The sequence below is a fragment of the Streptomyces lanatus genome, from assembly GCF_014655715.1.
GTDB classification, from domain to species: Bacteria; Actinomycetota; Actinomycetes; order Streptomycetales; family Streptomycetaceae; genus Streptomyces; species Streptomyces lanatus.
In genome coordinates this window covers 12,858-27,684 of the sequence record NZ_BNBM01000009.1, presented here as the reverse complement: position 1 = coordinate 27,684, position 14,827 = coordinate 12,858, and the positions used below count along the sequence as shown (strand labels likewise).

Annotated in this window: 11 protein-coding genes; 6 read left to right on the top strand and 5 right to left on the bottom strand. The window is 72.1% G+C overall.

Annotated elements, in window-relative coordinates; translation table 11 throughout:
* Positions 1-67: 67 nt before the first annotated feature.
* Entirely contained in the window at positions 68-823 is a 756-nt protein-coding gene (locus IE325_RS23600; protein ID WP_190072025.1) for an SDR family NAD(P)-dependent oxidoreductase, read from the bottom strand.
* 126 nt (positions 824-949) lie between these two features.
* On the opposite strand from IE325_RS23600, the gene IE325_RS23595 reads away from it, so the two are divergent.
* Together IE325_RS23595 and IE325_RS23590 are read left to right on the top strand one after the other, a co-directional pair.
* Complete coding sequence (locus IE325_RS23595; protein WP_075032814.1) at positions 950-1,384, top strand: Rrf2 family transcriptional regulator; 435 nt, start codon at positions 950-952, stop codon at positions 1,382-1,384.
* 49 nt (positions 1,385-1,433) lie between these two features.
* Positions 1,434-1,865 carry a transposase gene (locus IE325_RS23590; protein ID WP_190072024.1) on the top strand — a complete coding sequence of 144 codons (432 nt, stop codon included), beginning with the start codon at positions 1,434-1,436 and terminating at the stop codon, positions 1,863-1,865.
* Between the two features lie 152 nt (positions 1,866-2,017).
* Here the strand turns inward: IE325_RS23590 and IE325_RS23585 are convergent, their stop codons facing one another.
* A complete protein-coding gene (locus IE325_RS23585) occupies positions 2,018-3,103 on the bottom strand; it encodes a WD40/YVTN/BNR-like repeat-containing protein (protein ID WP_190072023.1) in 1,086 nt (361 codons plus the stop codon).
* 274 nt (positions 3,104-3,377) lie between these two features.
* Here IE325_RS23585 and IE325_RS23580 point away from each other — a divergent pair, with 274 nt between their 5' ends.
* The gene (locus IE325_RS23580; protein WP_190072022.1) at positions 3,378-3,959 is read left to right on the top strand and encodes an Rv1733c family protein; all 582 of its coding nucleotides are present in this window, start codon (positions 3,378-3,380) and stop codon (positions 3,957-3,959) included.
* Positions 3,960-4,246: 287 nt separating this feature from the next.
* Here IE325_RS23580 and IE325_RS23575 read toward each other — a convergent pair whose 3' ends face one another.
* Positions 4,247-5,920 (bottom strand): DNA alkylation response protein, encoded by a 1,674-nt coding sequence (locus IE325_RS23575; RefSeq protein WP_190072021.1) that lies wholly within the window; start codon positions 5,918-5,920, stop codon positions 4,247-4,249.
* Positions 5,921-5,995: 75 nt separating this feature from the next.
* Between IE325_RS23575 and IE325_RS23570 the strand changes: the two genes are divergently transcribed.
* Positions 5,996-6,754, top strand: a complete 759-nt coding sequence (locus IE325_RS23570; RefSeq protein ID WP_190072020.1) for a PaaX family transcriptional regulator C-terminal domain-containing protein — start codon at positions 5,996-5,998, stop codon at positions 6,752-6,754.
* A 99-nt stretch (positions 6,755-6,853) separates the two neighbouring features.
* Here IE325_RS23570 and IE325_RS23565 read toward each other — a convergent pair whose 3' ends face one another.
* Positions 6,854-7,651, bottom strand: coding sequence for a pectate lyase (locus IE325_RS23565; RefSeq protein ID WP_190072019.1), 798 nt, complete (start codon positions 7,649-7,651; stop codon positions 6,854-6,856).
* A gap of 31 nt (positions 7,652-7,682) precedes the next feature.
* A complete protein-coding gene (locus tag IE325_RS23560; RefSeq protein ID WP_190072018.1) occupies positions 7,683-8,660 on the bottom strand; it encodes a pectate lyase family protein in 978 nt (325 codons plus the stop codon).
* Between the two features lie 432 nt (positions 8,661-9,092).
* On the opposite strand from IE325_RS23560, the gene IE325_RS23555 reads away from it, so the two are divergent.
* Together IE325_RS23555 and IE325_RS23550 are read left to right on the top strand one after the other, a co-directional pair.
* The gene (locus IE325_RS23555) at positions 9,093-10,391 is read left to right on the top strand and encodes an extracellular catalytic domain type 1 short-chain-length polyhydroxyalkanoate depolymerase (protein WP_190072017.1); all 1,299 of its coding nucleotides are present in this window, start codon (positions 9,093-9,095) and stop codon (positions 10,389-10,391) included.
* Between the two features lie 96 nt (positions 10,392-10,487).
* A complete protein-coding gene (locus tag IE325_RS23550; protein ID WP_190072016.1) occupies positions 10,488-14,825 on the top strand; it encodes a cation-translocating P-type ATPase in 4,338 nt (1,445 codons plus the stop codon).
* Positions 14,826-14,827: the final 2 nt, after the last annotated feature.

Sequence of the window (14,827 nt, the reverse complement as noted above, 5' to 3'; positions counted from 1 at the left end):
CGCGGGTCGTTGGGGTGCGCGCCCCGAAGACGGGATTTCCTTCGGGGCGCGCGGCAGGGGTTCCGGTTCAGGCGTTGTAGCCACCGTGGGCGTCCAGCACCGCGCCCGTGACGTACGAGGCGGGGGGGCTCGCCAGAAATGCGATCGCCGCGGCGATTTCTTCGGGGTGCCCCATGCGTTGCAGGGACAGCGAGCTGACCAGGGCCTTGAGGGTCTCGGGGTCCGGCGGTTGCATGCCGGTCTCCATCAGTCCGGCTTCCACGACGTTGGCCGTGATGTCCCGGGGCCCGAGGTCGCGTGCGACACCCATGGTGTACCTCTCGATCCCTGACTTGGTCGCCGAGTAGTCGGCAGCTCCCGGGACACCGACCCGGGAGCCCAGTCCGGAACTCACCGTGATGATGCGGCCGCCCGCGCGCAGCACTCGGGAGGCGGCTCGGATGACGGCGATCACGCCGAGGTAGTTGGTGGCGTGCATCCGGTCCAGTGCGGCGGTGTCGGCGTCAGGGTCGTCCACCGTGCGGCCCTGCTCCACCGAGATCGCCGCGTTGTTGACGAGGATGTCCAGGCCGCCGAAGTGCGCGACCACGTCGTCGATCAGCGCCGGCGCCTGACTCATGTCTGCCTGGTCGGACTTGAAGGCGATGGCCTTCGCTCCCTTGAGGCGCACGTCGTCGACGACGGCCTGCGCCTGCTTCTCGGAGCTGACATAGGTGAAGGCGACGTCGGCGCCCTGCTCGGCCAGCAGACGTACGGTCGCGGCTCCCAGTCCGCGCGACCCCCCGGTGACCAGGGCGACCTTGCCCGTGAGTGGCTTGCTCATTCTTCTCACCTCGTTGATTGACCCTTCCGTAGTCGTAACGCTAATTGTTACGACACCTAGTTGCAACTATAACTGTTACGACTGAGCTGTCGTAACATAAAGCGTTGCGGCCGAGAGGAGGGGTTCATGAGTGCCAACAGCAGGCTGACCCTTGCCGCCCACGCGCTGGCCTGGATCGGTCTCTACCAGCGCCAGGGCCATGAGGTCGCCACCTCCGAGCAGATCGCGACCAGCGCGAACACCAACCCCGTGGTGATCAGGCGGCTGCTCGGCGAGCTGCGCAGGGCCGGGCTCGTGGAGTCCCGGCGGGGTGTGGGCGCGGGCTGGTCGCTGGCGCGCGAGCTGGGGTCGATGACCCTGCTCGACGTGTACGAGGCAGTGGAACCCGGCCCGCTGTTCGCGATGCACCGCACCACCCCGGACCAGGGATGCGTGGTGGGTTACGGCATCCAGCCGGCGATGCAGGGCGTCTACGAGGGCATCGAGGAGACCCTGAGACACGAGCTGGCCCGCGTCACGCTTGAGAACGTACTCCGGGATGTACTCGCGGCACCTCGCTAGCCTCCCCGTTACGCCCTGACATCACCAAGATTCCGCCGGTCGGGAGGATGTGAGCACCCGGCCGTGGATCGTGGACGACGACTTGTGGGCGCTGATCGCGCCGCTGCTGCCGCCCTGGCCGGAGAAGTCGCCGGGTCCGCGGCCGGTGGCGGACCGGCTGCGACTGCAGGGCATCCTGTACGTCCTGCACAACGACATGGCCTGGCAACTCCCGCCGCTGGAGCTGGGGTTCGGTTCCGGACAGCCCTGTTGGCGGCGCCTGGAGCGGTGGCAGCAGGCCGGTGTCTTCGACCAACTGCACCGCATCCTGCTCGCCGACCTGACGCGGGGCCGGCGAACTCGACTGGTCCCGCGTGTGCGTGGACGGCTCCCACATCCGCGCGAAAAAAGGGGGGCCGACACCGGTCCGTCGCCGGTCGACCGACGGAAGACGGGCAGCAAACACCACCTAATGGTGACTCACGGGGCCGGTGAAACCTGAAGCACCACCGGGTCTGGAACCCTGTGATCAGACGGGTTCACCGGCCCCGTCCTGGCGATGCTGCCGCTAGTGATCACGCGATCGTCACCCTGCTGCCGTACCGGCAGCGACGATCAACCAGTGGCCAAGGCCGGCCCGTAAGAACTGACGGTTCATCCGACCACCGCGGCCCTGACGCACAGCACATCCGGCAGATGCGACGCCAGCTGCTGCCAGCTGTCGCCGTCGTCGGCCGACGCGAACACCTCGCCGTTGCGATTGCCGAAGTACACGCCCGCCGGGTCCGCGTCGTCCGTGCACATCGCGTCCCGCAGCACCGTGCCGTAGTGGTCCTCCTGGGGCAGTCCCGCCGTCAGCGGCTCCCAGCTCTTACCCGCGTCCGCCGTACGGAACACGCGGCAGCGGTGGTCGGCCGGGACGCGGTCCGAGTCGGCGTTGATCGGGAAGACGTACGCCGTCTCGCCGCGATGCGGGTGGGCGGCCGCCGCGAAGCCGAAGGTGGACGGCAGCCCCTCGCCGATGTCCGTCCAGTGCGCGCCCGCGTCGTCGCTGCGGTACACACCCCAGTGGTTCTGCAGATACATGCGGTCCGCGTCCGCCGAGTCCTGCGCGATCTTGTGCACGCACTGGCCGAACTCAGGGTTCGGATCCGGCAGGAACACCGCGGAGACACCGGAGTTGGACGGAGCCCAGCTCGCGCCGCCGTCGGCGGTCTTGAAGACGCCGGCGGTCGAGACGGCGACCGTCACGGCCCTCGGATCGCGCTTGTCGGTGATCACCGTGTGCAGGCCCTCACCGCCGCCGCCCGGTACCCACTTCGACCGGGTCGGGTGCTCCCACAGCGGGCGGACCAGCTCGAAGGTCTCACCGCGGTCCTCCGAGCGGTACAGCGCCGCCGGTTCCGTGCCCGCGTACACCACGTCCGGCTCCGCGGCCGCCGGGTGCAGCTGCCACACCCGCTCCAGCGAGGCCTCCGTGTCCTGCGGGAACTTCACCGCGGGCTTGGCCGGTTCGGTCCAGGTGCGCCCCAGGTCGTCGGAGTGGAACACCGACGGCCCCCAGTGCGCGCTGTCGCCGCCGGCCAGCAGCCGCGGACGCTCGCCCCGGGTGTCCACCGCGACCGAGTACACGGCCTGGGCGTTGAAGTAGGGACTCTCGTCGAACTCCCAGGTGCCACCGCGCCTCCGCCCGATGAACAGGCCTTTGCGTGTGCCTACGGCGAGCAATACCTCGGTCATGCCGATCACCTCCGCGACGCCTTTGTCTCAGACACGGGCCAGTCTGCACCCCGGCACTGACAGTCACCCCTGGAAACAGCGACGTCGCAGGTCAGCGCGGCGATGATAGACCGCGGCCACGAGCTGCGCGGCCCTTTCGCGAACACACGGACAGGGACCCGTGACGCGCGACACCGTCGTCTCCGGCAGCTGCCGTGAGCATCCGCCCGCCCGCTGCCGTATGGGAGTGAGGTCGGTCCGGCATGTTCGTGTGCTCATGAGGAGGAAGCCTTCGATGGCGTTCCGTGGTCCGAAGGTGTGGCTGTGGCGGTGGCGGCGCAATCCGCTCCGACGCCGGGCCGACGCGGTGGAGACCTGGGTGCTGCTCGCCGCGTGGCTGCTCACCGTCCTCGCCGGAGTCCTCGCCGGTCTGACGACGGCCCGCACGGTCGAGCAGGACATGGCCAGGGAGCGGGTCGAGTGGCGGCCGGTCGTGGCTCTGCTCGCCGAACAGGCGCCGGGCACGGCCGCTTCCGGCACCGCCAGCAGCGACCAGGTGTGGGCGAAGGTCCGCTGGAGCGCACGGGACGGCTCCACGCACACCGGCCAGGCCCGCGTCCACCCCGGCAGCGGTGTCGCCACCCCGGTCACCGTCTGGACGGACCCCCAGGGCCGCATGGTCACCGAGCCCGCCACCCCCTCCGAGGCCCGCACCCGAGCCGGCCTGGTAGGCGGCATCGCAGGCGCCTGCGCCGCATCAGTCCCCTTCGTCGCGGGCCGGGCCCTCCGCCGCCGCCTGGAGAGCCGGCGGATCGATCAGTGGGGGTACGAGTGGGCGCGGGTCGGGCCGTTGTGGGGTGGGCGGATGCGGGGGTGACGGCGACGCCGGGGCGCGCGGGCTCGCCGACGTGTGCTCGGGTTGGCGTGGAGCTTCTGGGGTGCGTGGTGCGCGCGGGTGGGCGTGACGCACTTTCCTCGGTGTGGCGCTCCCGGGTCAGTGCGGCGCTCCCGGCTTGGCACAGCGCTCTCGCGGGTCGGCGTGGCACCCGAGTGCTGGACACGGCTCCTAAGGCCGGCATTGAGCGGCCGTAGCTTGACCGGCCCGGCCTCACCGCAACGCCAACCCTCAGCCAGACCGGCCCCGCCCCCCTCCGCACGACCACCTCACCCCCGCGCCGGCAACGCCCTCCCCAGAATCCCGTCCACATCGGCCCCCTCCGGCAACGTCCCGAACGCATGCCCCCAGTCACCGCCGAGCCGCGTCGCGCAGAAGGCGTCGGCGACCGCCGCGGGAGCGTGTCGAACCAGCAAGGAGGCCTGGAGGGCGAGGGCCATCTGCTCGACCAGACGACGCGCACCGGCCTCGGAACCCGTGGCGAGCATGCTCTTCAGGCGCGTGACCGAAGCGTCCAGGCGGGCGTCCGCGCCGCGGGCCAGGGCCAGTTCGGCGAAGAGAGCGTCCGCCGTGCCCGGTTCCCGGCTCAACGCCCGCAGTACGTCGAGGGCGTTGACGTTCCCCGAGCCTTCCCAGATCGACAGCAGCGGGGCCTCGCGATAGTGGCGTGGCATGCCCGAGTCCTCGACATAGCCGTTGCCGCCCAGGCATTCCAGGGCCTCCGCCGTGAAGGCCGGACCTCGCTTGGTGACCCAGTACTTGCCGATGGCGGTGGCGATCCGACGGAAGGACGCCTCCGTCCCGTCCGCGTCGTCGCCGCGCACCGTACGGTCGGCCGCGCCGGCCAGCCGTAGCGTGAGGGTGGTGGCCGCCTCCGACTCCAGCGCCAGGTCGGCGAGGACATTGCGCATCAGCGGCTGGTCGATCAGCCGGGCGCCGAACGCGCTGCGATGGCGCACATGGTGGCCCGCCTCCACCAGCGTCTTGCGCATCAGGGTCGCCGAGGACATCACGCAGTCCAGCCGGGTGCAGTTGACCATCTCGATGATCGTCTTCACACCCCGCCCCTCGGGCCCGACCAGCCAGGCGACGGTCCCGTCGAACTCCGGCTCGGAGGACGCGTTGGAGCGGTTGCCCAGCTTGTCCTTCAGGCGCTGGATGCGGAAGGCGTTGCGGCTGCCGTCCGGCAGGATGCGCGGCACCAGGAAGCAGGACAGGCCGCCCGGCGCCTGGGCCAGCACCAGGAAGACGTCGCACATCGGCGCCGAGGTGAACCACTTGTGCCCGCGCAGCGTGTACACGCCGGGCTCGGCGGTCGGCCACGCCGTGGTCGTGTTCGTACGGACGTCGGAGCCGCCCTGCTTCTCGGTCATCCCCATGCCCGCGAGCAGACCCCGCTTCTCGGTCGGCACGCGCAGCCCCGGGTCGTACTCCCGGCTGGTCAGCAGCGGTTCGTAGACCTTCGCGAGCTCGGGCTGGCGGCGCAGCACGGGGACGGCCGCGTAGGTCATCGACGTCGGGCAGCCGTGCCCGGCCTCGGTGTGCCCCCACACCATCCCGCCCGCGGTGCGGGCGACATGCGCGCCGGGCCGCTCGTCCGCCCACGGCGCCGCCGCGAGGCCCTCGCCGACCGCGACCCGCATCAGGTGGTGCCAGCTCGGATGGAACTCGACCTCGTCGATCCGATGCCCGTACCGGTCGTGGGTCCGCAGCTCGGGCTCATGCCGGTTCGCCAGCTCGCCCCACTCCTGCGCCTCGGCGCTCCCGGCCCGCAGACCGAGCCGACGGAGGTCCTCCTCGGCCCACCCGGCGCCCTCCCGGCGCAGCCCTTCGAGCAGGGCCGTGTCCTCGGACGCGTCGTACGGCGTCAGGGGAGGGGGCTGGTTGGTGACGTCATGCGTGGCGTACTGCGCGGACTGCTCCTGCGCGGGTATAGAGACCATGCCGCTAGTGTTGCACCGTCGCTACGACCGCAGCAATCCTGTAATACGCAGACCCGGCACGTAAGGTACCTGGCCATGCCGAACAACGCGTCACCGCAGGCCGACGAGGTGGAACTGCGCCCGCTGTCCGCCCGCTCGGTCGTCCTGAGCCTGCTGCTGGGCCTGCATCCGCCCGAGCTTCCGGTGAAGGACCTGGTGGGCGCCGTGGAGCCGTTCGGGATCGCGGGGTCCACGCTGCGGGCCGCGCTCAGCCGGATGGTGGCGGCCGGTGACCTGCGCCGCGCGGACACGGTCCACGGGCTCAGCGAGCGGCTCCTGGAACGCCAGCGGCGCCAGGACGACGCCGTCCACCCCGAGACCCGTCCCTGGGACGGTGACTGGGAGATGCTCGTCGTCACGGCCACGGGCCGGGGCGCCGCCGAACGCGCTGAACTGCGCACCGGGCTCACCCGGCTGCGCCTCGCCGAACTCCGCGAGGGCGTCTGGCTGCGGCCGGCCAACCTCCGCCGCACCCTCCCTGATGGGCTCAACGAGGTGGCGCAGTGCTACACGGCCCGCCCCGACCGCCCCGCCCATGAGCTGGCCGCGGACCTCTGGCCGCTGGACGCCTGGGCCGACACGGGCCGCGCCCTGCTGGCCCATGTGGTGGGTGCGCGTCGCCCCTCGGACCGTTTCACCGGCTTCGCCGCCGTCGTACGGCATCTGCTCGCCGACCCGGTCCTGCCGTCCCCGCTCCTCCCCGCCGACTGGCCGGGCGAGCGGCTGCGTGCCGCGTACGCGGACTACCGGCGGGAGCTGGCGGAGGACGTACGCGCGCGTGGCCTTCAGGAATGAGACATGGCCCCGGGAACGGCACGGCGGCCGCCCGAAGCGCCGTGCGGGGACGCTTCGGACGGCCGCCTTCACCGTGGGGGGACTATCCGCCGGCGCGGCTTACCTGTAGGTGATGTCCGAGCTGGAGTACAGGCAGTTGGTGCTGTCCGGCCCGGTGCCCACGGCCGTGTTGTTGTTGTACTTCTGGCAGGGGATGACCTTGCGGGAGGCATCGTTGAGGATGGTGATGCCGCGCAGTGTCGCCACGTCGTTGCGGTTGACGTTGATACCGACCAGGCGGGCCGTCGACCCCGTGCCGGTCACCTCGATGTTGCTGAGGTTGACCTTGCGCGTGTACTGCGTGGAGCAGTCGCCGCACGAGCGGTACAGCGTCTTGAACTCGCTCACCGCGAAGTTGGAGATGTTCAGGGTGCCGGGCCCGTTGTGCTGGAAGACCTTGTCGGCGGCCTTCTTCGCGCCACCGCCGGTGACGGTGTAGGTCGAGCCGCCGCGGAAGGTGGCGGCGTCCTCGCCGACGTCCTCCCACCACACGTTCTGCAGGGTGCAGTTGCCCTCGCAGTGGATGCCGTCGGCGCCGGGTGCGCCGATGATGACGTTCTTCAGCGTCGCGCCGGCCGCGAGCTCGAAGATCGGGTCCTGGCCCTCCTCCTGCCCGTCGCCGGCCAGGTCGCCGCTGCCGTAGTAGCGGACCATGCCGCCGTCCCGGGTGCCGGACACCTTGATGGTCGAGCTCACCGGCTGGCTGCTGGCGGGCGTCGGCCATGTGGCGGCGCTCGCCGGTGGCGCACCGAGTGTCGTGATCATGACAGACGAGAGGCCGAGTGCGGCCAGACCGCCGGTCAGCGCGCGCCGACGGGTGCGGGGCCTGGCTGGTGAAGGCGTTGCTGGTGAAGTCATGTCCCGATGCCTTCTTCCGGTTGGGGGGTGGTCAGAGCTTTCCGGCGCCCGCGCCGGACGTCACCGAGGCGACGACGGTGGACGCGGACTCGGCGGTGTAGCTGTAGGGCGGTGTGAAGCTGCCGGTCTGGGAGATCTCGGTCGCGGCTCCGCCGAGATCGTTGCCGCGCAGCGTCGCGTAGCCGTCCACGTCACTGCTGCGGTTCGTGGTGACGGCGATCTTGGTGTCGCGGAAGACGTTGTTCTCCACGAGCATCCGGGCGCCCATGCGCGAGTGGCAGGCGGTGTCCGCGCCGGACACGTAGTTGTTGTAGAAGTGCCCGGTGCCGAAGCGCAGGCTGGGGATCCGCGAGTAGACGTTGCTGAACTGGTTGTGGTGGTACGTCACCTTCAGATGCCCGGTGTCCTCGCTCGCGTTGTTGTCGCTGTGGCCGACGAGCGAGCCCTTGAAGTGGTCCTTGAAGGTGTTCCAGGACACCGTGACGTTGTCCGAGCCGTGGTTGATGTCCAGCAGGCCGTCGTAGTAGTCCTTGTCGTGAGCGCGGTCGGCCGAGAAGGAGTTGTGGTCGATCCACACCTTCGTCGACGCCTGGACCGTGATGCCGTCGGACGGTGCCACCGGCTTGCTGATGTTCAGATTGCGTACGACGACGTTGGTGACGTTCTTCAGCCGCAGCCCGCCACCGGTGAACCCGGACGACGAACCCACGCCCAGCACCGTGGTGTTGGAGCCGATGTCGACCTGACCGCTCAGCGAGATCAGTCCGCTGACCCGGACCACCTTGGCCGAACTGCCGGTCACCGCCGTCCTGAAGGCGTCCAGCGTGGAGACGGTGACCGCCGAGGCGCTGCCGCCGCCGGTCGTTCCCGCGCCGAAGCCGATCGGTGAGGTCTCGGCGGCCCCGGCGGACTGCGGCAGGGTGAGGACGGCCGCGGTGGCGAGGGCGGCCGCGGCGGCCGTCACCAGTGCGGTTCTTTGCGAGCGTGCACGTGGGGGGAGAGTGCGCATGCGGGTGCATCCCTTCGGGAGTACCGACACGATCAAGTACGTGAACTTTGTGCGTCATGCAGAACGCCGTGCGCGGACAGTGTGGCCATGTGGGGGTTCTTCAGAGCGGCTCGGTCACACTGCTGAACGGAACGTAGAGGGCAAGCGCTTTCTGGTCAACGCTTTGCGCAGAAGAATCCAGTCAGCGCTGGTGGGAAGCAAGGGCTCTCTGGCCAACTGTCGTGGGAGCGCTTCCATGGTGAGCGTGTCCATGCCACGATGCCCCTCCGGATGGGTCGTCGAACGTCTGCGGCGCCGTCGTGGCCGGTCGCGCAGTTCCCCGCGCCCCTTCAAGGCGCTGCCGAACCGTTGCCGGTGCACGCGACCTGCTGTGCGGAAACGTGACCCTCGGACCGCGCCAGAAGGGACAAGGACGTGCCCACCCCCCACCGCATGACCACGGCAAGACCGCTCCGGACGCTACTCGCCGCCCTCCTGCCACTCCTCGCGGCACTTCTCGTCGCGGCCCCCACGGCGTCCGCCCGCACCGAACCCGCCGCCGACGCCGTCCCGACCGCGACGCTCACCGAGGTCACCGACTTCGGCGCGAACCCCAGCAATCTGCGGATGTACGTGTATGTGCCGGACAGCGTCACCGCCAACCCGGCCGTGCTGGTCGCGGTGCACTGGTGCACCGGATCCGGCCCGGACATGTACAACGGCACCGAGTACGACACGCTCGCCGACCAGTACGGCTTCGTCGTGGTCTACCCGTCCGTCACCCGCAGCAGCAAGTGCTTCGACGTCTCCTCCCCGCAGGCGCTCAGGCGCGATGGCGGCAGCGATCCGGTCGGCATCAAGTCCATGATCGACTGGGCCACCCGCACCTATGACGCCGACACCGACCGGATCTTCGCCACCGGAATCTCCTCCGGCGCGATGATGACCAACGTCCTGCTCGGCGACTACCCCGACGTGTTCGCCGCGGGCGCCGCCTTCTCCGGCGTCCCCTTCGGCTGCTTCGCCACCACCGACGGCTCCGAGTGGAACAGCGCCTGCGCACAGGGCACGGTCACCCGCACCGCGCAGCAGTGGGGAGACATCGCCCGCGCCGCCTACCCCGGCTACACCGGGCCCCGGCCGCGTATGCAGCTGTGGCACGGCACCGAGGACGACGTCCTGCGCTACTCCAACTTCGGGGAGATGATCAAGCAGTGGACGAACGTCCAGGGCGTCGCCCAGACACCGGCCGCCACGGACACCCCCCAGTCCGGTTGGACCCGCACCCGCTACGGCGGTACCGGTGACCGTGCCCCGGTCGAGGCGATCAGCCTCCAGGGCGTCGGCCACAACCTGTACGGCAACGGCATGGCGGCCAGGGTCCTCACCTTCTTCGGCCTGGACAGCGGCGGACCCGCGCCCCAGCCCCAGCCCGGCTCCTGCAAGGTGACCGCCACGACCAACGCCTGGAGCACGGGCCTGACCGCCTCGCTGACGATCACCAACACCAGTACGACGCCGGTCAACGGCTGGCGGCTCGGCTTCACCCTGCCCGCCGGCCAGACGATCACCAACGGCTGGGGAGCCACGTACACACCGGGCTCCGGCGCGGTGACGGCGACCAACGCCTCGTACAACGCGGCACTCGCGCCAGGGGCGAGCGTCAGCATCGGCTACCAGGCGAGCCACACGGGGAACAGCGCGGCGCCCGGCGGCTTCACGCTCAATGGGACCGCCTGCACGGCCGGCTGATCCAGCTGGGCCCCTTGAGGGCGGATGACATGCCGTTCTGCGGGAACTCGGCAGCGCACAAGGCGATGTCACCGTACGACCGGCTGAGAGTGAGCGATGGTTCTCGGACTTCTCACCCCCGCCCTCAAGCGCCCGGCGGCCGCCGCGGCCGGTCTCCTCGCGGCCGGGCCCCGGCTGCTGGCCGAAGGAGCCGCCCCGGCGGTGGGAGCCGCCGCGGGAGCGGTGGCCGGGACCGCCCGCGCCGGGGTGCGGGGCGCCGACGCCGCGGTGCGTGTCTCGCGGGTCGCCCGCAACGCGCTGTCCGTCGGCCCGCACCCCTGGCGGTCGGGCACCCGGGCCCACCTCGCACTGCGCCCCGAGGCGCCGGAACGCGTACGGCGTCGGGGCGGCACCGAACATGTGGCGCGCAGGGTCGCCGCGGCGCTGGCGGAGCGGCCCGACGTGGCTCTGGCGTACTGGGACGGGGGGCTGCGCCGGCTGGTGGTCACGGCCGTCGAGGAGTCGGCCGGTGACCGGGTGCTGGAGAAGGCGGCCGAGCTCGCGTCCCGGCACGGTCTGGCCGTGGCGGACGAGTCGGTGGACGAGGTCCCCCACCCCGCCGACCCCGCCGGAGTGCGGGCGGCCGCCACGATCCTCGCCGCCGACGGGATCGGCATCGCCACCGCGTTCACCGGATACGTCCTGCGGCTGCCCGCCTCACCCCGGGCGGTGACCGCGCTGGTGACGCTCCTGCGGGAGAACCCGAACTTCCGCGGCTGGCTGCGCGCGAGGATCGGCCGCTCCCGCATGGACATGGTGCTGGCCATCGCCAACGCGGCCGCCCACGGCGCCGGCCGCACCCCGGCCGCCCTGCTGCTCGACGGCGCCCTGCGCTCGCTCCAGCTGGCGGAGACGGTGGCGCGCGCGGCGGCGTTCGACAGGGCCCACGACGAGTTCTGCGCGCCGGAGCGGCACAGCGTCGCGGGGGAGCGGCTGTCGCGCCCGCCGCTGCGCACCTCCCCGGCCCAGGAGTACGCCGTGCACGCCGAGACCGGCAGCCTGGTGGGAGCGGCGGCCATCCTGCTGGTCAAGCACAACGGCACGGAGGCGGCCGAGGCGGTGCTCGCCGGCTCGCCCAAGGCCGCCCGCTATGGGCCCGCCGCTTTCCACGCCGTGCTGAGTGCCGCCCTGTCCCGGGCGGGCCTCCTGGTGCGGGACACCGAGCGGCTGCGGCAGCTGGAGATGGCCGACACGGTCGTCCTGCATCCCAGCGCTCTGCGGACCCCGGACGCCGGTGCGGATCCATGGGCGGAGGCCGTGCTGGACGCGGCGCGACGTGCGGGGCTGCGGGTCGTGATGGTGGACGACCCTGCCCTGGCCGATTTCACCGGCCTCGCCGACCAGGTGGTGCGCGACGATCGGCCGCTCAGCGACGTGGTGAACGCGCTGCGCACCGAGCACGGCGCCGTCGTCACGGTCGCCCGGCCGGGCGCGGACGACGAGGACCTGTTCGCCGGGCTGCTCGCCGGTGATGTGGCCATCGCCCTCACCGACCAGGACGGTGCCGTCGTCTGGGGCGCGGACGTCCTGGCGCCGCACGGTCCGGCCGATGTGTGGCGGCTGCTGCGGGCGGTGCCGGCCGCCCGTGCCGTCGGCCGCAGATCACAGACGCTGGCCCGGTCCGGCGCCGCCCTGTCGGGGCTCCTGGTGGCCGTCGGCAAGTCCGCGCGGGGCCGCCGCACGCCATGGCCCGGGCTGCGCCACACCCCGGTCGACGCGAGCGCCGCCTGGGCCCTGCTGACCGGCACCCGTGGGGCCGTCGGCGTGGCCCTGGCCCGCGCACCGCACCCCCGCCCACGTGTGGCCTGGCACGAACTGGAGCACACCGAGGTCCGCGACCGGCTGGAGCGCGAACCGGGCCCCGAGCCGACCCTGCCCGAGCAGCTCACCGAAGGTACGCGCAAGACGCTCCGGACGATGGGTCGGCAGCGTGTGTTCGCCCCGGTGAGCGGGCCGCTGCGACTCGCCCGCGCCATGCGCGACGAACTCGACGACCCCCTCACCCCGGTGCTGGCCGTCGGCTCGGCCGCCGAGGCGATCCTCGGCTCCGTCCTGGACGCCCTGCTGGTCGTCGGCGCCCTCGATCTGAACGCGCTGATGGGCGGCGTCCAGCGGATGCGGGCCGAGCGGGCGCTGTCCGGGCTGCTGGCCAAGCAGAAACAGAAGGCGCGCGTCGGCACCGAGGACGACGAGTCCCGGCCGCGCCTGGTGGACGCCGCCAAGCTCCGTCCCGGCGATCTGATCGACCTCCGGGCGGACGACGTGGTGCCCGCCGACGCCCGCCTTGCGTGGGAGGACGGTCTGGAGGTGGACGAGTCCGCGCTGACCGGGGAGTCCCTGCCGGCAGGCAAGGACGTCGACCCGACGCCGGACGCCGCAGTGCCGGACCGGCGGTGCATGGTGTTCGAGGGTACGACCGTGGTGGCCGGGGAGGCCCGGGCCGTCGTGGTGGACACCGGGGAGCGCACCGAGGCCGCACGGGCTGTGGCCCTCGCCGCCCGCAGGCCACCGTCCGCCGGAGTCCAGGCCAGGCTGCGCGAACTCACCGACAAGGCCCTGCCGTTGACCCTGGCGGGCGGCGCCGGGGTGACCGCGCTGTCGCTGCTGCGCGGCACACCGATCCGCCGGGCCGTGAGCGGCGGGGTCGCGGTGGCCGTGGCCGCGGTCCCGGAAGGGCTGCCGCTGGTGGCGACCATGGCGCAACTGGCCGCCGCCCGACGGCTCAGCCGCCGCGGTGTCCTCGTCCGGGCCCCGCGCACGCTGGAGGCGCTCGGTCGCATGGACACCGTCTGCTTCGACAAGACCGGCACGCTCACCGAGAACCGGCTGCGCCTGGTGCGCGTCACGGACGCCGACGGCACGGTCCGTACGCCGGACGGGACGGGAGCCGGCGCCCCCCTGCGGATCGCGGCCCGTGCGTGCCCCCGGCTCGACGGCGACTCGGACCGGCCCGTGCACGCCACCGACGAGGCCGTCCTGGACGCGGCCGCTCCCGACCCCGAGTGGACCCAGGCCGAAGCCCTGCCCTTCGAGGCCGCGCGTGGCTATGCCGCCTCCGTCGGCCGGGCCGGGCACGGCACGCCCGTGCTCGTGGTCAAGGGCGCCCCCGAGACCGTGCTGCCCGCCTGCTCCGACCTGCCCTCCTCGGCATCCGACGCGGCGCACTCCCTGGCCGGCGACGGACTGCGCGTACTGGCGGTGGCCCAGCGCCCGCTCGACCCCGACGACAAGGCGACGGACGTCCTCGAACAGGACCTGGAGGAGCTGGAGTTCACCGGCCTGCTCGCTCTCGCGGACGTACCGCGCACCACCTCCACGACCCTCGTCACGGGCCTGCGCGAGGCAGGCGTACGGCCCGTCATGCTGACCGGCGACCACCCGCAGACCGCACGGGCGATCGCCGCCGAACTGGGCTGGCCCGAGGACACCGGCGTGATCACGGGTGACGAACTGGCGTCCGCCGACCGGGAGGCGCGGGTGCGGATGCTGCGCGACGTCGGCGTCGTCGCCCGGGTCGCGCCCGAGCAGAAACTCCAGGTCGTCGAGGCACTGCGGGACGCCGGGCGGGTCGTCGGCATGGTCGGCGACGGCGCCAACGACGCCGCCGCCATCCGTGCCGCCGACATCGGCGTCGGCATCAGCGCCCGAGGCTCGGCGGCGGCCCGCAACGCGGCGGACCTCGTCCTCACCGGCGACGACCTGACGGTCCTGACCGACGCGGTCACGGAAGGCCGGTCCCTGTGGCACGGTGTCGCCGACGCCATCGCCATCCTGATCGGCGGCAACGCGGGCGAGGTCGGCTTCGGCCTCCTCGGCACGGTCCTGTCGGGCTCGGCGCCCCTGTCGACCCGTCAGATGCTGCTGGTGAACCTGTTCACGGACCTGTTCCCGGCGATCGCGGTGGCGGTCACGCCGAAGGAGCCGGAGAGTGCGGAAGCCGCGGCCGAGGACCAGGGCGCCGTCGGACCCGGAAGCACCGACCCCCTCGGCACCTCACTCCTCGGCGCCCCGCTGATCCGCAAGATCCGGCACCGGGCCCTGACCACCACCCTGGGCGCCACGTCCGCCTGGCTGTTCGGCCGCTTCACCCCGGGCTCGGCCCGCCGCTCCACCACGATGGCGCTGTGCGCGGTCGTCGGCACCCAGCTCGCCCAGACCCTGTCCGACCGGCGGGGCAGCCCGCTGGTCCGCGTCACCGCCCTCGGCTCCGCGGCGGCCCTGGCTGTACTGGTCGAGACGCCCGGTCTCAGCCACCTCTTCGGCTGTACGCCGCTCGGACCGGTCGCCTGGGCGGGCGTGGCCGCCTCGATCGCCGTCGCGGTGGCCGGTCAGCGTGCCGTGCCGGATCTGGAGCGGACACTGCTGCGGTATCTGCCGACGACAGGCTTGAGCTGATG